This is a genomic window from Halobacteriovorax sp. CON-3 (genome assembly GCF_043196995.1).
Taxonomy (GTDB): Bacteria; Bdellovibrionota; Bacteriovoracia; order Bacteriovoracales; family Bacteriovoracaceae; genus Halobacteriovorax_A.
In genome coordinates, this window is record NZ_JBEBNA010000003.1 from 216,502 (window position 1) to 234,406 (window position 17,905).

21 protein-coding genes and 1 tRNA gene are annotated in these 17,905 nt (G+C 37.9%); 12 read left to right on the forward strand and 10 right to left on the reverse strand.

The window, feature by feature from the left end; genetic code table 11:
- Window positions 1-8: 8 nt before the first annotated feature.
- The 3 genes from ABMA72_RS15885 to ABMA72_RS15895 form a co-directional block, all read right to left on the reverse strand.
- Entirely contained in the window at window positions 9-644 is a 636-nt protein-coding gene (locus ABMA72_RS15885; RefSeq protein WP_393057887.1) for an NADH-quinone oxidoreductase subunit C, read from the reverse strand.
- Window positions 637-1,119: an NADH-quinone oxidoreductase subunit B gene (locus ABMA72_RS15890; RefSeq protein ID WP_393057889.1), complete on the reverse strand. Its 483-nt coding sequence runs from the start codon at window positions 1,117-1,119 to the stop codon at window positions 637-639. Before ABMA72_RS15890 ends, ABMA72_RS15885 begins: the two co-directional genes overlap by 8 nt.
- Before the next feature lie 162 nt (window positions 1,120-1,281).
- Complete coding sequence (locus ABMA72_RS15895; protein ID WP_392859904.1) at window positions 1,282-2,238, reverse strand: hypothetical protein; 957 nt, start codon at window positions 2,236-2,238, stop codon at window positions 1,282-1,284.
- A gap of 168 nt (window positions 2,239-2,406) precedes the next feature.
- Here ABMA72_RS15895 and ABMA72_RS15900 point away from each other — a divergent pair, with 168 nt between their 5' ends.
- Window positions 2,407-2,982, forward strand: a complete 576-nt coding sequence (locus tag ABMA72_RS15900) for a superoxide dismutase (protein ID WP_021268518.1) — start codon at window positions 2,407-2,409, stop codon at window positions 2,980-2,982.
- 16 nt (window positions 2,983-2,998) lie between these two features.
- Here the strand turns inward: ABMA72_RS15900 and ABMA72_RS15905 are convergent, their stop codons facing one another.
- A complete protein-coding gene (locus ABMA72_RS15905; protein ID WP_392859900.1) occupies window positions 2,999-3,256 on the reverse strand; it encodes a hypothetical protein in 258 nt (85 codons plus the stop codon).
- A gap of 103 nt (window positions 3,257-3,359) precedes the next feature.
- Between ABMA72_RS15905 and ABMA72_RS15910 the strand changes: the two genes are divergently transcribed.
- Complete coding sequence (locus ABMA72_RS15910) at window positions 3,360-3,752, forward strand: hypothetical protein (protein ID WP_392859899.1); 393 nt, start codon at window positions 3,360-3,362, stop codon at window positions 3,750-3,752.
- Here ABMA72_RS15910 and ABMA72_RS15915 read toward each other — a convergent pair.
- The 4 genes from ABMA72_RS15915 to ABMA72_RS15930 are packed head-to-tail and all read right to left on the reverse strand — an operon-like array spanning window position 3,742 to window position 7,706.
- A complete protein-coding gene (locus ABMA72_RS15915) occupies window positions 3,742-4,287 on the reverse strand; it encodes a hypothetical protein (RefSeq protein ID WP_392859898.1) in 546 nt (181 codons plus the stop codon). The two genes, ABMA72_RS15910 and ABMA72_RS15915, sit on opposite strands and share 11 nt — an antisense overlap.
- Complete coding sequence (pdxH, locus tag ABMA72_RS15920; protein WP_392859897.1) at window positions 4,260-4,862, reverse strand: pyridoxamine 5'-phosphate oxidase; 603 nt, start codon at window positions 4,860-4,862, stop codon at window positions 4,260-4,262. Before pdxH ends, ABMA72_RS15915 begins: the two co-directional genes overlap by 28 nt.
- A 3-nt stretch (window positions 4,863-4,865) precedes the next feature.
- On the reverse strand, window positions 4,866-6,770 hold the full coding sequence (locus ABMA72_RS15925) for a hypothetical protein (protein WP_393057891.1): 1,905 nt from the start codon (window positions 6,768-6,770) through the stop codon (window positions 4,866-4,868).
- 42 nt (window positions 6,771-6,812) lie between these two features.
- Window positions 6,813-7,706 carry a LysR family transcriptional regulator gene (locus ABMA72_RS15930; RefSeq protein ID WP_392859894.1) on the reverse strand — a complete coding sequence of 298 codons (894 nt, stop codon included), beginning with the start codon at window positions 7,704-7,706 and terminating at the stop codon, window positions 6,813-6,815.
- Window positions 7,707-7,806: 100 nt separating this feature from the next.
- Between ABMA72_RS15930 and ABMA72_RS15935 the strand changes: the two genes are divergently transcribed.
- The 4 genes from ABMA72_RS15935 to ABMA72_RS15950 all read left to right on the forward strand — a co-directional run bounded on the left by ABMA72_RS15935 (window position 7,807) and on the right by ABMA72_RS15950 (window position 12,648).
- Window positions 7,807-8,364, forward strand: a complete 558-nt coding sequence (locus tag ABMA72_RS15935; RefSeq protein WP_392859892.1) for a pentapeptide repeat-containing protein — start codon at window positions 7,807-7,809, stop codon at window positions 8,362-8,364.
- Window positions 8,365-8,550: 186 nt separating this feature from the next.
- Window positions 8,551-10,854 (forward strand): RND family transporter, encoded by a 2,304-nt coding sequence (locus ABMA72_RS15940; protein ID WP_393057893.1) that lies wholly within the window; start codon window positions 8,551-8,553, stop codon window positions 10,852-10,854.
- A gap of 83 nt (window positions 10,855-10,937) precedes the next feature.
- Window positions 10,938-11,921, forward strand: a complete 984-nt coding sequence (lipA, locus tag ABMA72_RS15945; protein WP_393057895.1) for a lipoyl synthase — start codon at window positions 10,938-10,940, stop codon at window positions 11,919-11,921.
- Window positions 11,911-12,648 (forward strand): hypothetical protein, encoded by a 738-nt coding sequence (locus tag ABMA72_RS15950; RefSeq protein ID WP_392859887.1) that lies wholly within the window; start codon window positions 11,911-11,913, stop codon window positions 12,646-12,648. The genes lipA and ABMA72_RS15950 overlap by 11 nt, the downstream gene beginning before the upstream one ends.
- Before the next feature lie 36 nt (window positions 12,649-12,684).
- Here ABMA72_RS15950 and ABMA72_RS15955 read toward each other — a convergent pair whose 3' ends face one another.
- Window positions 12,685-13,212, reverse strand: coding sequence for a hypothetical protein (locus ABMA72_RS15955; RefSeq protein WP_393057897.1), 528 nt, complete (start codon window positions 13,210-13,212; stop codon window positions 12,685-12,687).
- 143 nt (window positions 13,213-13,355) lie between these two features.
- Between ABMA72_RS15955 and ABMA72_RS15960 the strand changes: the two genes are divergently transcribed.
- The 4 genes from ABMA72_RS15960 (at window position 13,356) to ABMA72_RS15975 (ending at window position 14,805) form a co-directional block, all read left to right on the forward strand.
- Window positions 13,356-13,937, forward strand: a complete 582-nt coding sequence (locus ABMA72_RS15960; RefSeq protein ID WP_392859884.1) for an RNA polymerase sigma factor — start codon at window positions 13,356-13,358, stop codon at window positions 13,935-13,937.
- On the forward strand, window positions 13,934-14,287 hold the full coding sequence (locus ABMA72_RS15965) for a hypothetical protein (RefSeq protein ID WP_392859882.1): 354 nt from the start codon (window positions 13,934-13,936) through the stop codon (window positions 14,285-14,287). Before ABMA72_RS15960 ends, ABMA72_RS15965 begins: the two co-directional genes overlap by 4 nt.
- A gap of 17 nt (window positions 14,288-14,304) precedes the next feature.
- Window positions 14,305-14,688 (forward strand): DUF2237 family protein, encoded by a 384-nt coding sequence (locus tag ABMA72_RS15970; RefSeq protein WP_392859881.1) that lies wholly within the window; start codon window positions 14,305-14,307, stop codon window positions 14,686-14,688.
- Between the two features lie 40 nt (window positions 14,689-14,728).
- A tRNA-Arg gene (locus tag ABMA72_RS15975) sits at window positions 14,729-14,805 on the forward strand.
- A gap of 258 nt (window positions 14,806-15,063) precedes the next feature.
- On the opposite strand, the gene ABMA72_RS15980 is transcribed toward ABMA72_RS15975, so the two are convergent.
- The gene (locus tag ABMA72_RS15980) at window positions 15,064-15,606 is read right to left on the reverse strand and encodes a hypothetical protein (protein ID WP_392859880.1); all 543 of its coding nucleotides are present in this window, start codon (window positions 15,604-15,606) and stop codon (window positions 15,064-15,066) included.
- Between the two features lie 225 nt (window positions 15,607-15,831).
- Between ABMA72_RS15980 and ABMA72_RS15985 the strand changes: the two genes are divergently transcribed.
- Together ABMA72_RS15985 and ABMA72_RS15990 are read left to right on the forward strand one after the other, a co-directional pair.
- Window positions 15,832-17,031 carry a lytic murein transglycosylase gene (locus ABMA72_RS15985; protein ID WP_393057898.1) on the forward strand — a complete coding sequence of 400 codons (1,200 nt, stop codon included), beginning with the start codon at window positions 15,832-15,834 and terminating at the stop codon, window positions 17,029-17,031.
- 84 nt (window positions 17,032-17,115) lie between these two features.
- Window positions 17,116-17,883 carry an STAS/SEC14 domain-containing protein gene (locus ABMA72_RS15990; RefSeq protein WP_392859876.1) on the forward strand — a complete coding sequence of 256 codons (768 nt, stop codon included), beginning with the start codon at window positions 17,116-17,118 and terminating at the stop codon, window positions 17,881-17,883.
- Window positions 17,884-17,905 lie beyond the last annotated feature (22 nt).

Below are 17,905 nucleotides of genomic sequence, written 5' to 3' on the forward strand. Positions count from 1 at the left end.
AAAATTAATTATTTAGCTTCTTCCATCTTCTTATTTAGAGCGGCCTCTAAATCAGTCGAAATCTTTCCATCCCATGAACCAGAGATTTTCTTTGGTTCAGCAGCATCAATTCTCGCCTTAGCGAAGAACTCGTGATCTGCAATATTCATTTTGTGTTCTGGATTAATTTCGAAACCATGCCAAGCTTTTTGAACTTCGTAATCTTTACGAAGTGGGAAACCTTCCCAGTCTTCAGGGCAAAGAATTCTTCTATGATCAGGGTGTCCAACAAATTCAACACCGTTCATATCGTAAACTTCTCTCTCTAAGAAGTTAGCGGCCTTCCAAACGTCGCAAACAGAATCAATCTTAGGAACATCATCTTTATTTGCTTTTGGAAGTTTAACTTTGATTATTACATCATCAGAGTTTGTAATGAATGAAGCCAGCATATAGTTAACTTCGATTTCATTTTCGTAATCAACGCCTGATACAACTTGAAGTACGTTGAATTGGTATTCAGAGCTATCTCTTAGTGCATAACAAACGTCTTTAATTTTTGAAGCATCAACTAAGATTGGCTTATCACCTGCTTCATTTTCAATTAAAGAAGCATTTGCACCACTAACTTTATCATTAATAAAAGTTACTAATTCATTAAGCATGCTTCACCCACTTATCTTTAAGAAGTCTTTCGTTGGCAACTTTCTTTTGAAGTGTCATTAAACCTTCGATTAGGGCCTCTGGTCTTGGAGGACAACCTGGTACGTAAACGTCAACAGGTACGATCTCATCAACACCTTTTAGAACGTGGTAACCGTGTTGCCAGTAAGGCCCACCTTTGTTAGCACATGACCCCATCGAAATAACATATTTCGGCTCGGCCATTTGTTCATAAAGAAGCTTAATTCTTGGGGCCATTTTAAGAGTTACAGTACCTGCAACAATCATTAAGTCCGCACGTCTTGGTGTCGCCATGAAAGCACCACAACCAAATCTTTCTAAGTCATACTTAGATCCACCAGTTGCCATCATTTCAATAGCACAACAAGCAAGACCAAACGTCATTGGCCATAGAGAGTTCTTTCTTCCCCAGTTAAGGAAGTCATCAAGTTTTAATAAAACAACACTATCTTGCATTGCCAGCAATCCTTTTTATAGATGTATAAAATTATGAAATTCTTAGGTTATAAATTACCAATGCTTAGCTTTGTAGTCAATTAAAGCCGAGGAAAAAAGAGAGTTTTTTGTATGGAAACGTTGGTGCATAGAGACATTATTGAGTTCAGTCGTCAATAAAATTTAGTCTAAATATGAACGACATCTAGCATTAAACTTAGATTCTGCCTGACCGACGTTCTTATTGGCGCTCGCTATTGAGCGGCCCTGGCTCTCTTTTAGATAGGTCATACGCTTAAGGTCATTTTGACAGACCTTGGTCATGATAGTCTCAAACTCCTCAATAACAGCTACTGGATATGGCTTAGACCAGGCCGATGAGATGAGGCTAGAGTCTTCGCTCGAGCTATGCTCAACCACTTCATGAGAGATACCTAATTTGTTTACTGCATGCTTAAACTGGTCATAATGTGCCCCCAGTTTATAAAATTCCTTTACAGCAAGCTCTCTTGAGAACTCCTCTCCATCTAAAATATTTAGGCATTGTGGTGAGATCGCTTTAAGCCCATAAATTTCGCGCCCGATTCGACACTCAACCAAAAAGGCATCAACCTCTCCACCCTTTCCCTGAATCGTATCACTTAAGAAAGTGGAAACAGAGAAATCACTTAAATAAGGATTAAATGGCTTCTTATAGATATAGTGAGTTAACTCGTGAATAAGGTCTAAGACGGCATTCTTTGTTGAATGAGACTTATCAATATAAACCTTGGATCTTGTCTCAAAGCGCACGCTTTCAGGTGAGCTTGGATTGAACTTTCTTACGAGGGTCGTATCCGTCACAGAAGCATCACCACTATCAATAACTTCTTCGAGGCGCTTACGATCCTTAGCGGCCCTTAAACGTGCCTTATCAATTAACTGAATCCCAAGCTTTGAGGTTGAGACGATTTCAATTAATTGCTCAATGCTACCCTCTTGGGTCGAACTAAGCTTGCGCCAATTTCCACTATACTTGTCAGTGGCCGAGTGAATTACTCCACCACGTTGTCCCCAGCTGCTCGCATTTGCACTAAATGCCACTAGGTAAACAGTTAAAATTGACAGAGTAAATGTAGGTAGATGACGTCGAAAATGCATTAACTTAAAATCGACATCTGGGCCAAATTCTTGAGTAAAATTTGAGGAGAATTTCAAAAAGGCAAAAATAATTTCTATAACTTAATGCGTTTTGCACTTAAAGAACAAACGCATTAGAATGGAGCTGTTCAAAAAACATTATAAGAATCTAGAATTAAGGAGAAAAGAATGGAACATAAACTTCCAGAACTACCATGGGCAAAGGATGCTCTAGCACCTCATATCTCAGCTGAAACAATTGAGTACCACTACGGAAAGCACCACAATGCATACGTAACAAAGCTAAACGCTGCGATTCCAGGTACTGAATTCGAAAATATGACTCTTGAAGAAATCATCATGAAGTCAACTGGTGGCCTATTTAACAATGCTGCTCAAGTATGGAACCACACTTTTTACTGGAACTGTCTTGCTCCAAACGCAGGTGGTGAAGCAACTGGTGCAGTAGCTGACGCTATCAACGCAAAATGGGGATCATTTGATAAGTTCAAAGAAGAATTCTCAAACTCAGCAGCAACTAACTTTGCTTCAGGTTGGACTTGGCTAGTTAAGACTAAAGGTGGAGAGCTAGAGATCGTTAACACTGACGATGCTCAAACTCCAATGACAGATGGTCACACTGCTCTAATGACAATTGACGTATGGGAACACGCTTACTACGTTGATTACAGAAATGCTCGTCCTTCATATATCGAAGCTTTCTGGAAGCTAGTTAACTGGGATTTCGTTAACTCAAATCTTTAATAAAACGAAAGGCCTCTTATGAGGCCTTTTTTTCTTCTTCTTCGATATAACCTAAAACTTTCACTTCAAAACCAAATTGCTTCTCTCTTCTCAAGAGTTTGAAACGAGACTTATCTTTAGTAGGATGCAGATGCTTGATCTGCCCTAGCGTTTCCTGCAATAATTTTGCCGATTCAATTGAATGGCACTGGATTTTATATTGGTCCCCTTTCCTCTGCTCAACAGGTAAAAGGTAGAACTCATCTTCAAATAAATTTACATCAATCAAAAACATTCTCTTCCCCAAAGTATAAGTACTTATTATTTCGGATGTTTTCGAAAAATATTAATGATTTTTTTTATTATGTCGATAGGTACATAGAATAATGGAGATATTTATGAAAAGAATTATTGTCGCTAACTTACTTGTTCTAATCGCTTTCACAATTAAAGCTGGACGTGAATATAAGGACCAAGATGCAATTCAATATGAAAAGAATCTAAATGCTCAAATTAGTCAGGCAGTGGAGATCGCTAACTTAAGACAACAAGTTGCGTATCAGAAAGAAAAAATTAAAGGTATAAAAGATGAGTACCAAGCGGCACTCAATAATATGCAAAGCCTTGTCTCTGCAAACCAGCAGGCCAAGCAACATATCTACACTCTTAAAACAGGTAACGACAAACTAGCAAAAGCACTCGATAAGAATGGTCTCGTTACACCTGAGCTTGCCAAGTACATCACGAGAGAAAGTGGAAGACTTCCAGCAAGTAAGGATTCTAAAAAGTAAGAAAGCTATAAACGATAGAAATATCAAATTGAAAAATCGAAAAGATCTCTTTTCCTGCGTAGTAATTCATATCTGTGCGAACTCTTAATTGATTTGAAAATGGAATATTGAAACCCATACCAAAAATAACAGAACTATATGTTCGATTCACAAGGCCTGTGAGCACTTGTCCGTTATAAACAGAAGAGCTCCCCTCAACCATTGTCCAATGTCCACCAAGATTCATATCAAGCCACTCTTCAGGAGAGAGACGAAGCATAACGCCGAATTGATTTGTTTCTAGATCAATCTTAAAGCCTTCATGATCATTAGAAAGAGTTCCTGTTCTAAAGAAGCCTTCAAGAGCAAGGGCACCAAACTTCATTCCAAAATTTGCAGAAGGAAAGATCGCCGTTGCTCCATTGTAATAATCAGTTTCTGAGATAACACCACTTAATGAGGCACCACCACCTGCATATAACTCAGAGGCATTTGCCTTAGAGGTAAAGAGTAAAATTGAAAATATAATTATGGATAAAGTCTTAGAGATTGCCACTCATTACCTTTTTTAACAAATTGAAAGCGATCATTTAAGCGGAACTCTCCGTAAATGAAGAATGTTATTTCTTTAATATCGACTAAGTAACCACCCCAATTCTCTGGATACGGGACTTCTTCTTTATAGCGCTCAAGCCCTTCATTGTACTCTTGTACTAACTTCTGACGATCTTCAATTGGTGAAGACTGATTAGAAATAGAGCTAGCAACCTGACTCTCATGAGCACGAGATTGAAAATAATTCTTTGATACTTCAACATCGCATTTTGAAATTGAGCCCCTAATTCTGACCTGTCTTCCAAGGCGATGCCAATAGAAGGTCATGGCCACATTAGGATTTGCAGTAATTTCCTGGGCCTTTACTGAATTATAATTCGTAAAAAATAGTGGCCTATTATCGACAACTTCCTTTAAGAGAAGTGTTCTAGCATTTGGTTGTCCTGACTCATCGACTGTAGAAAGAATAAATGCAGGCCCATTTTCTTCCTTGGCCACTGCTTCTTTAAACCATGTCTCAAAAATCTCAACAGGAGATTCTTTATAGTCACCTAAAAATTCTTTGTAATCACTCACACCCTACTCCGTAATAATTTGAAAGTCTCTCTTTGAGTCGTGAAAGTCGCGGTTAATATCGAGGATTTCATAATAAATCTTAGGGAACTCATGCTCACCATAATTAAAATGAACAGGCTGAGTACGGTTTCCTAAAATATCCAACTTAAAAAACATTAAGTTTGGTAGATCATCAATTGGAACAAGACTTTGCACAACACGATAAAAATACTTACGAAAGTTATTCTTGTCGATGTTATCGATCACCTTTTCGAGTTTTGTATAGATATTATCGACTTCAGAATTAAGAATTCTCTGAATTCTCTTAGCAACATGGCGCGTATGGGCCCTTTGCCAGAAAAAGATCTTACTAATAAAGTGCCTTCCCTTTCCATTTTGCGAAACAACACGGTAACCACGATCCTTTTTAATCTTATTCACTTCATCAATAATACGATCTAGAGGAACATCCTTAATATATTCAAAGATCTCTTTTCTTAAGACAAGACGGTACTTAACCTCAGTCGTGATATTCGTCTTTACTGTATCAAGCTCTTGAAAGTCGATCTTTGAGAAGATGAATTGGGGAACCAATGCCTTAATCTTCTTCTTTGTCGATTTCCACTCACCACGTGTAAAGTATCGATCCTTTCTAATATAATTTGTTCCAAAATCAACAGAAGTTTCAGTTACTCTATCTTTTGGAATAAAAGAAAAGTACGACTCTTCAATCTTATCTCTTCTTTTGTGAATTAGGATATTGAACTCTTCACTGTACTTATAAACCTTATTTGGAAAGAAGTACTCTCCAACATCAGGGCCGTTTAAGATCGAGATATGGTTCTTGTAATATGTCCAATCATAATCAACGTCACTGATGAAGACTCCTAACTTAAAACCTCTGCGCTTGAATTTATATTCATTGAAACCTTGAAAGAGCAGTTTTACACCAGTTCCAAATGTAGCGATTTCATTTGCTAGACTAAAGTCAGAAATAAGTTTCTCTTCAATATACTTACGACCTGTATATTGGCCGATCATCTTATCAGTATCTAATTTGTACTTAGGCTTAATGATTCGATCAAAGGCCTCTCTTGCGTGAGGAAGGCTTAGATCAAAGATATAATCCAGAACATACTGCTCACCGATTCCTCGACCTAGGTTATATTCTAGTAACTTTAGTTGAAAGTTTTTAGAGACAAAATCTGGTGCATTTACTTTTTCGACAAGAGCAACAAAGAAATCACTCTTTACCTTGGCGCCAGTTTTGGCCTCCGTCGATGTTCTTGTCACAATCTTTAGGCGAACCTTACTTTCGTCCATACGATAAATATTAATATTGTAATTACCACTTGTAATAACATTGGCAAAAGCGCCGGCATCAATAATATCCCCGTAACCGTACGCTGCACTAATTCCAAAATTTAGAGTCATCTGAGCAGGAATACTAACGAAGTCTCCAATGGCCAATCTCTTGAGTGTACTTTCAGCATTATAAGGAAGCTTATTTATTGAATATGGAATCGCAAGAATAGCCTTCTTTTGATCATCGAAGTGGCGAATAAAAGTTACGCGGTCATTTTTAGAGAATGTTAAATTAATTGGCGTCACGGCATCAATATACGAGCCTGGGTTTACGTGACGATTGAAACTCCACTCATCAACACGAGCAAACTTCCCCTTCAAATATGAAGGAGTCATCTCATAGCCGTATTTTAATCCGACACCAACACCTTTGATCTTGTCCCAGTCTAGTAATTTTACTGTTGTCGACAAGTTAAGGTTAGCAATCTCTCTAACGATAATATCTTTAATCTTTCCATCTTTAAGAAAACCAATATCTTCTGCTCTAGTCTCAAGAGGCATATGAAGAGACATAGAGACAAGTATTGTCATTGCAATGGATTTGATAAGGGAATATTTTTTCATCGATAAATGCTAACTAGTTTTAAACAGGTCGGCAAATAGAATTTAATGCAGATTTAGTTGATTAGCGTCGATATCAACCATCAATAAATCTTTTAATTTCCTAGCAAAGAGTAGGTTCTCATTTTGCTTTTTAAGAATTGCGTATGTTGGAACGCTAATATCATGTTGAGGCCCAAGGCAATATAACTCCTGAAAGATTGAATCATTACCAATTGCAGCAAGAACGATCTCCCCTCTCTGTGCCAAAGTCGACAAGTAATAAAGGTGCTCACTGAAGAATGCTTCCTTTAGGTAAACCTTCTGTTCTTTGAGAACTTGCTTCGCATTAACAATCATTTTCTCATCAGATGAAAGAAAGCCAATAGGTAGCTTTTTTACTAGTTTCTCAAATGGTAAATCGCGATATTTAGCAGCAACAGCTGTGTTTACGTAGAAGCGAAGCTGGTTTTGGGCAACAAGGTAATTCTCATATAATTCGTTAGAGAGCTTCTTATCGCTAATGGCGACATCGACTGTATCATTTTCAAGATAGTACATTGTTTGAGAGAAGTTTTTTGAGCGCTTTGTGATGGTATGGCCGAAGTCACTATAGGCAGAGTAATAATCCGCTAATACCGCTGCAATATTTGGAGACTCGAGATGTGACTCAATTGAGAAAGTCACATCATAACCACCGTCATCATGAGGTGTTAAATTATCAACAAGGCGCATCCCATTTGAGAAAACACCCTTAGCATGTGAATAAACCTCCTCACCTTTTTTTGTTAAAACGATCTCCCTAACCTTTCTTTCGAAAAGTTGCACACCGTAATTTTGTTCAAGCTTTTTGATCTGCTCACTTACAGTTGATGAAGCAAGGCCCATTTTTTCAGCGGCCTTCTTAACAGATTTGTGCTTTGCAGCTTCATAAAAACAATAGAGATGATTCCAATTCATGAGAACACAATAGTTCGGAAATTCCGAATTTACAAACAATTGACTTAATATAGCTAAATAAAATCGCTACTATCTTACTAGTTTTACAAAGAGGATGAAAATGACGACGCAAAACACGATGTTTACAGCAATCAAAAAACAAAATGAGAATCGTATCAATCTTAGGAATGTTGATAACTTACGATTAATCAGTGCCTCTAAGCTTGAGAAAAGTTCTTTTGATAACTCAATGCTAGATAAAATCAATATTCGCCACTCAGACTTAAATGAGAGTGACCTTAGAAAATGTAATATCAAATATGCAAAGCACAACAACTCAAATTACGAGGGTGTTGACTTCACTTGGTCAAACCTTGCAAAGAATCGTTTTAAGAGAATCAATCTGAAAGACGTGAGCTTAGAGTGTACAAACTTAGAAGATAGCACATTTGATGAGTGTGATCTTGCGGCGACAAGTTTAAGATGGGCAAACCTAAGAGGTGTTACTTTTAAAAGTTGTAACCTTAACGGATGTGACTTCTCTAATGTTGATTTAACGGGAACAATCTTTATCAACTGTAACCTTAAAGGTGCTAAATTTAATATCAATACAAAAATGCCATTCTTAAAAGAGAATGCCATTTCTAAGTTAGGAATGGATTTCGTTGGAATCCAATAAGGCCTAACTTTAGACAAACGCTCTAGCTTACAATGTTCACTCTCGAACACGTTGAGAGTATCGACACTATTTTGCTAGAGCGTCTACATCAACCAAGTATTTCTTATCATCTCTCCCCAAAATTCTTAGCCTTTCTTTACAAAACTTAATATAGTGTTAGTGAAAACTTCAAAGGAAATGAATTATATGAAACGTGTTCACTCACTTGCAGAAAGAGTCGCGAAGTATATCGTCGACCACACTAAAACTTGTCTTCTAATTTCATTTATCTTCTTTATCGCTATAAGCTCAGGTCTACCGAAAATCCATGCAAACTACTCTGTTAAGGGTTGGCTAATGGATCATGATCAACGCTTACTAGACCTTAAGGAGCACGAGGGAATTTTTGGTAGTTCAGATACCATCGACATCATGGTCTATAAAGAAGATGGCCTCTTTGATGAAAACACCATTAAAACAATTCAAGATATCACTCAAGATTTGTGGCAAATCAAACATATTGTTCGCGTTGAAAGTTTAACGAATCACAACTCAATTGAATCAGAAGATGATGATATTTTCATTACACCTTTCTTAGATGAGGAAGTTGAGTTAACACCAGAGAATTTAAAATTTAAAAAAGAGCACGCAACAAACGATCGCATGCTTGTAAACTCAATCATTTCTAAATCAGGGCGCTTTACATATATTAGGGCCTTTCTTGATACCTTTGAGGGAACACCTCCTTATGACCAGGTTGTAGTTGATACTGAAGCACTACTTGAAAAGTACAATAAAACTGAAGGAGTGAAGTTCTACCTTGGTGGGATTTCTTTTATCAACGAATCACTACAAAGAGCATCAGATCGAGACATGATGGTTGTCTTCCCAATCGTTGTTGGGGTTCTTTCTCTTATCCTCTTCTTATTCTTTAGAAATATTTTAGGGATTGTTCTACCATTCTCCCTCGTAGGTCTTGCCATTATTACGACATTTGGAATTGAAGGGCATTTAGGAATTGAGCTTTCAAGTATCATTGCAGCACTCCCAGCGATCTTAATCGCCATTGGTCTTGCTGACTCAATTCACATCTTAATCACCTATAGGCACTTCTATATTTTTGATCGCATGAATGAGCACGATGCAGCTATTGCAGCTCTAAAGAAGAACTTTATTCCAACGCTACTGACAACACTAACAACAGCGATTGGATTCTTCTCTCTTACTTCTACTGATATTAAGCCAATTTATAACCTAGGGATTCTTTCGGGAATCGGAACTTGTATAGCATGGTTCTACACTTACTTCTTCCTAGGAGCACTTCTTACAAAGGTTCATTTTAAAGTTGGAGATCGTGACGATAAATTCCACGCATTCGATGGTATCTTCATGTTTGCAGAAAAGTACAAAGTTATCATTAATATCATAACTCCAATAATCACAATTGCTTCAATTTACTTTGGGATGCAAAATTATATTAATGCTGACCCTATTGAGTACTTTGACGAAGGAACTCCAGTTAAGAAGGCCTTCAATATGGTTAGAAAGGAATTTGGTGGATCGAGAATGATCGAACTTGTTTTTGACTCAGAAAAGCCTGAAGGTGTAAAAGACCCAGCATTCTTAAAGAAGTCGGAAGAGCTAGTTCAGTGGATGCTTAAAGATGAAAAGATTATTCGTGTAAGTTCAATCTTAGACATTGTGAAGCAAATGAATAAAACCCTTCATAGTGATAATGAGGAATTCTATGCAATCCCTGAGACACGCCGTGCAGTGGCAGACCAACTCTTCCTCTACACTCTTGGGCTACCGCAAGGTCTTGATCTAAAAAATCAGCTATCACTTGATAATCGTCGCTTCCGAGTCCTCGTTATGTGGGATGTAAATGACTCAACAGCGGCCATAGCTAAAACAGATAAAATCTTAAAGAAGGCCGATGAAATTGGGATTAAGATCTATGAGGCCGGGCAATCACCGATCTATAACCGAGTTAATGACCTAGTTGTAAATACTCTTCTAACTTCGATGAGTATTTCACTGCCTATTATCTTTCTCATTATCTTATTTGTTTTTAAGGACCTTAAGCTAGCGATGCTTTCTCTAATCCCGAATGTTTTCCCGCTTTCAGTTGCCGCGGGAATTATGTACTTTGCAGGAGATGAGTTAAATATTGGTAACGTTATCGTCTTTGCTGTCTGCTTAGGTATTGCAGTTGATGATACGATCCACTTTATCTCAAATTACAAACTCAAGGTACTCCAAGGAATGAGCGGTCATGATGCACTTGCTTCGACAATGCACCAAACTGGAAAGGCCCTAGCATTAACAACAACAATGCTAACAATTGCCTTTGGACTCTTTTACCTCGGTGACTTTGTGCCAAACCAGAAATTTGGAGTTTACTGTTCAGTGATCCTAACTCTTGCCCTAGTTGCAGACTTAGTGATTTTACCTGCTGCATTACTGAGTTTAAAGAGTTCAAAAGTTGAGACTGATACTGCTAAAGTATAGAAAATACGTAGGTCCTCATCATATGTCTTAACTTACGAGCTTAAAATTGCTATAAGCATGGACATATTTTGAGGATTAAATAAATGACTGATAACCAAGTAAATCAAATGGATTACGAAGAATCTCGTAAGAAAATTCAAGAAAAGAAAGCACGCCTTAATGTTGGAAAGAAACAAGAGGCACGCAACCTAGAAAGAAAGCCAGAGTGGTTGAGAAATAAAATCCCAACTGGTGATAACTTCAAAGAAGTCAGAAAAGAATTAAGAGAAAAGCAACTTTTTACAGTTTGCGAAGAAGCAAGTTGTCCAAATATGTCAGAGTGTTGGTCTGCAAAGACAGCAACAATGATGATTCTAGGTGGTACTTGCACCCGTGCTTGTAAATTCTGTCACGTTGATACTGGAAACCCAAAGGGAATTGTCGATTTCAATGAGATCGAGAATGCTGCCAAGATGGTTGAGACAATGTCTCTTAAGTATCTTGTTGTAACAAGTGTTGACCGTGACGACCTCCCGGACTTTGGCGCTGGCCACTTTGCCAACGTCGTAAAAAGAATTAATAAGGACTATCCTGACACACTTGTTGAAGTTCTTATTCCAGACTTCAATGCTGCCCAAGAACATATGCACACTCTTGCAAAGAGTAATCCATTTGTTATTGCTCAAAATGTTGAAACAGTTAGAAGGCTCACTCACGATGTCCGTGATCGTCGTGCAGGCTATGAAAAGACTTTAAACTGCTTAAAATTCTACAAAGAGAATTACCCACATATTTCGACTAAGACTTCTCTCATGCTAGGGCTTGGTGAAACTCATGAAGAAATTCTAGAGACACTTAAAGACCTTAGAGAAGTTGGTTGTGACATCGTAACTTTTGGTCAATATATGCGCCCGACAATGAGACACTTAAAAGTTGATCGCTACTATAGGCCTCAAGAGTTTGATCGTTACAAAGAAATTGCTTATGAAATGGGCTTTGAGTTCGTCGCTTCTGGGCCAATGGTAAGAAGTAGTTACAAGGCAGCAGATTATCTTGATCACCTAAGGGCAAAAGGCTATGACGTTTAACGATTTAATTAATGAACTTGGTATCAAGAACTACACTCTTGAGTCCAAGAACCAAACTCATATATTTCACAAAGATAATTGGGACTACCTTGAAGCACTAGCTTTTCAAGAAAAGGCCAATGAATATATCTATGATAATCCAGAACAGATGGTTTATATCATCACTTCTCACCCAGAAGTCTTCACAATGGGAAGAGGTCTACAAAGAAACCAAATTGAAGAACATGGATTAGTAGATTTTGACCAGGCCCTTGTGGGCAAGATTGATGTTCCAGTTGTGGAAATCAAGCGCGGTGGCGGTCTAACTTTCCACCACCCAGGACAGGTCATTGTTTATCCAATCGTAAATATTGCACAACAAAAACTAAGAACGATTGAGCTAATCAATAATCTTTTTAAAAGTACAGTTAATGCTATTGGTTTAAGTGATAGTACAATTAGTGATCTCGATTTCGACCGTCCATTATTAGGATTATGGCATGGAGAAAAGAAAGTTGCATCAATGGGTGTTCAGCTTAAGAAATTCGTCTCAATGCATGGAATGGCGCTAAATGTTTATCCATCAGAGAGAATGAATAAGGCACTAATGATGACTTTTCCATGTGGCCTACCTGGAGATATCTACAATACTCTTGTGAATATATCTTCAGATGACCTTAATACAAATCATGAAGAATATCGCATGAGATTTATTAATCAATTGGTTCAAGAAATTTATAAGAATTAAAAAAGGGCCTCAACTAAGGCCCTTTTTATATCTGTCTTACTGATTACGGTACGACTTAATCTTTTCTTTAAACTTCTTTCTCTCGGCCTTCATTTCTTCATGAAACTCTTTCTTCATGCCTTTTATTTCCCCACGCTGATCTTGATGGCGAAGCTTTTTCATATTTTTTCTAAACTCTTTACTCTTTTCTCTAATCTGTTTTCTAATTTGTTTATTCTCTTCTTTTTTACCAAATTGTAACTTCTTCTTAAGAGCATAAATTTCATCTAAATGCTTAAGCATCTGAGCTTCATTATCTTTTAAAAACTTCTCTCTTTGTGAAAACATTTTCTTTTCAAATGCAACCTTCTTCTTATGTTGATCCTCTTGAAATTTTGCAAACTCATTTTCTAGCTTCTTAAGATCTCCTTTAGAGAGCTTAGAAAAATCTCCATCCATTTCAGTCATCTTTTCATAACGAGCACCACGGTCTTTTTTATGCTTCCTCTCTCCCCTTCCACCACGATCAGCAAGTGAAGAAAAAGCTAATAAAAAAGTTAAAATCATAATCGAAAGAGTTTTCATCATTTTCTCCTATTTATCCAGTTAACTGTTATACTATTCTTATAAAAAAAGGTTTCACAGGCTAGTAACTAGTGAATATTATAGCACTTTATTAAGGGGGCGAAACCTTTGATAGCAATATTCGTATAATAGGTATGCGTATAATGAAGAACTTTATCTGGTCAAATTCGCAATCAAAACTAGGCTCATCAGACCTGATGGAAGTTGTTGCAAAAAATGATGATCACCAGGCGTTCGAGGCCCTTTATCAAAGACTAAGTTCAAAGCTCTACCAATTCGTTTATTACATTCTCTTAGACGAACAAAAGGCACAAGAGATTGTGCACGATGCTTTTTTAACTTTATATGACAAAAGGAAAATGTATCGAAAGGAATATCAAGTATCAACTTGGCTTTGGACAATTGCGCGAAATAAAAGTTATGACTACCTCAAAAAGATGAAAGAACAAAACATTCCAGATGAAAGTGTGATCGTAAATATCGAAGATGATCAATTATCGGCCCTGGAAAAACTCATTGAAGAAGCTAACTCAGAGGTCATTATTGAGGCCATTTCAAAACTTCCTTCAATGCAGAGACAGGCCATCACCCTTTGGATGGATGATTGCTCAGGGGATGAAATCGCAGAAATCCTAGGTAAGTCGAGACAAGCAATAAAGAACTTAATTAATCGCGCTAAGTTAAAATTAAAAGAAACACTTGAAAACAGAATGGAGTCTTTATGAAAGATTCAATTAATGAGATGAATATTAAAACAAAATTAAAATCAAAGGCGACTCTCAATCCACCAAAAGAGATGAAGGCCGCTTTTAAAACAAAGTTTGAAGATCATCTAAAACTTAAACAGAAGAAGAAAAAGCAATGGCTGAGTATTGCGCTTGCGAGTGCAACTTTCTGTCTTGCTCTCGTTCTTTTCCTTAATGTCAGTCAACCTTCGAACACAACAAGCAATGTGAAGGATTACTTAGCTTATATCGAAAGTAACTTTTCAAATGATGACCATGTCCTAGAAAGCCTTGATGAAGTTAACACCCTCTCATATAATGACATTGATACAGAATACAGTGATTATTAAAGAACGAAGGAAAGTTTGTGACAAGTGAAAGCAACGGCCATTTAAATGTATTAGGAACTCCCCTACAGATGTGTGGGTGTACACCAATGACAGGTTTTTGGCGCGATGGTTTTTGCCGCACAGATATCAACGACAGAGGAATGCATACGGTTTGCTGTATCGTTACTGAAGAGTTTCTTGAGTTCTCTAGGGCCGATGGCAATGACCTATCAACTCCAATGCCACAATTCCAATTTGCCGGTTTAAAACCAGGTGATCGCTGGTGCCTCTGTGCAGGGCGATGGCTTACGGCGTACAAGGCCGGAAAGGCTTGTCCAATTATCTTAGAAGCGTGCCACGAAGAAACACTGGCCGTCGTTCCTATGCAATTTCTAACAGAGATGGCCTATAACAAAGCTTAAGCTTTACTGGCCCACAGATAACGAATACAATATATCGAATGCGGCCGTAGTTCAGTTGGATAGAACGTCAGACTTCGGATCTGAATGTCGGGGGTTCGAGTCCTCCCGGCCGCGCCACTATAGTCCTTTTTTTAAATCACAAAATTTATAAATTAAGCAGATCATCTAATTGAATGAGGAGGACGAGAAGCGAGGGAGCGCGCGATAGCGAAGAGCGAGCTGGATGCGAGCGGAAGCGATCGAGCCGGGCCACATCGTGCGGCAAAAGTGCCCCAAAGGGCAGTTTTGAAGCACAGATGAATGTGACTCAAGGAAGCTAAAACGAGCGTAGCGAGTTTGCGGCTTTCGGTTACGGGTCCCGGTACGCGTACCTAATTAAAATCTTTTCCCAAAATTGCACTCAACATAAGTTGAGTCTTCTGGACTATGACTCTCATTACTCCAAGCGTGGTGAACACTCTTAGCAACACCACAACCAAAGAACATTGTCTTATCTGAGTTATACTTTATTAGTGAGAACATATTTTCTTTTTCTAAAAGGCCATCGTCATTTCCTAAGTCAGCGACTTCCTCTCTTTGATATTCCAAGTAAAGGCTTCGCGATTTATCAAGAGCAACACGAACTCTTGCACCATATGGAATATGCAAAGACTTATCCTGAGCATTTAAGTATCGAATGGCGCGAACTCCTGCATATGCTTCAACTTCAAAAAGTTCATCTTCACTTTGGTAGCCCACGGCCCCAGTGATATCACTTGGAAGAATTGGAACACTTAATCTTACGTTGTAATAAAGTCCAGACTCGTCATATCTCTCTTCAACATCTTGAATAGCTTGTGCCTCTAGGTTGAGATCAAGCTCGTTTGCAAATGAAGAAAATGAGCAAATAAGTGCAGTGGCCAACATAAGTTTTTTCATCTTTAGTCTCCTAAAAGGGGTCGTGTTTTTTGTTGTTTGAATAAGGACAAGTTATCACTTAATAAATCCACTCTTTGCTAAATTGAAAATGTTTCCATGAGGCCCAAAGTTTAGACACTTAACTACAATAAGAATTCAGCTACTTAAGTCGCTAAATCATAAAATATTCTGACAATAGACCCCTCGCGTCTTCAAATACAGAACCCTAACGTGTACCTTCATCCAATGAAGAAACTAATCACAATAACGCTTATGGCAATTAATATTTTTGCCTCATCAACTACTCCAACAACAGAATTCAATGACTGGCTAAATGAGCTAAAAATTGAGCTTAATCAAGAGCATGGCTTCTCGTATGCCCTACTTGATGATGCCTTTGAAGGTGTCACATTCAATGAAGATGTTATTAAGTATGACCGCAGACAACCTGAGTTTGTCATGAGTGTCGGAAGGTACTTAGACATTGTGATTAGTGAGGCAAGAATTGAAAAAGGCCAAAGGTATCAGGCCGAACTAGAAAATATCTTCCTTGATATTTGGGATGACTATAAATTTCAAGACCGCTTCCTTTTATCATTCTGGGCCCTTGAAACAAATTTTTCATCGATTACAGGAAAGCTTGATATTATTCGCTCTCTTGCAACTCTCTCATTTGATGGGCGTCGATCGGCCTTCTTTAAGAGAGAACTCATCAATGCACTTACGATGTTACAAAAAGGTATTTACTCATATCCAAGTGATCGCATGCAAGGTTCATGGGCCGGAGCAATGGGCTCAACTCAATTTATGCCTTCAACAATGCTGGCCTATGCAATCGACTACGATAAAGACGGTCATATTAATATGTGGGAAAACCGTCGTGACTTCCTAGGCTCTTCGGCCAACTTCTTATCATCAGTTGGTTGGAATGGAGATGAGAGCTGGGGACATGAAATTGAACTTCCAAGTGACTTTGACTATTTCCATAGTGGCCTAAAATATAAAGAAGACCTACAGTACTGGGTTGATCGCGGAATCACTTTAAAAGGTGGTACTCAACTTCCATACACAAGTGGAAAGACTGCAATTTATCTTCCACAGGGAGCTAACGGGCCAGCCTTTATTGTTTATCCAAATTTCTTTACGATCTTTAAATGGAATAATTCTGAGAAATATGCACTTGGAATAGGTGTTCTTTCTGACTTAATTGCCAAGCGTGGTGATTACTTTGATAAGTTTAACTTGAATGAAAAGTCTTTCATGTCATTTGAAATGGCAAAGAAGATTCAAGCAAAACTAAATGAGTTAGGCTTTGAAGCTGGCCCAGTTGATGGGATTCCAGGAAAGCAAACAACTGCAGCAATACAACGATTCCAAGTATCTCAAGGAATCACTCCAGATGGTTACTTAACTAAAGATCTGGCCGATCAAATTCTTTTAAAATAAATAAAATCTTAAGTTTAAATATCACTCTCCTCTCCGATGAAGTAGTCACTATCTTAGTTAACACTTCACCGGAAAGGAGAATATATGTTGAAAGTGATGAAAGGGTTACAAAAGGGAATCGTCGGTATTGAGGGTTCAGGGCGTATTACTAAAGATGATTATATTAATGTTCTTGAACCAATTCTAGATGAGGCGCTAAAGAAAGAAGAGAAAGTAGGAATTTTATTTTACTTAAATGAAACTTATGAAGGCTACACTCCTGGTGCAGTCTTTGAAGATACGGCCATGGGCCTAAAATATTTTAACGTCATGAAAAGATGTGCCGTTGTGACAGACAGTGCACTTATCACGGGAGCAGTAAAATTATTTGCTCCAATCATTCCAATTGATTTTAAGTCTTATAATATTGACGAACTAGATGAGGCCAAAGACTGGCTTATGCGAGAAGTTGAATCAGATATCGAGTTTCATTTTGATAAGAATGACAATATCCTCACCCTAACTTCCTTTCATCCCCTACGTGTTAATGACTTTGAGAAAATTCAAAATCTACTCAATCAAGTTTACAAAGAAACGAAAGTCATTTCTGGAATTATTCTAAACTCAGAACAATTTCCAGGGTGGGATGATCTAAGATCACTGCTTAGGCATTTTGAATTCCTTAAGGACAACCGCGAACACATTGAAAAAGTCGGCATTTGTACAAGTAATCAACTAATTCGAAGCTCTGCTTCAGTTGTCAGTGATCATTTAGATAGTGTTGATGTTGCAGTCTTTGAGTACGGCGCGATTAACGAAGCACGGAACTGGCTGAGAAATATTGAATCGAAAGATGAGATGCGTGCCGTATGAAAGAAGGCCCTCTTTTTAGAGG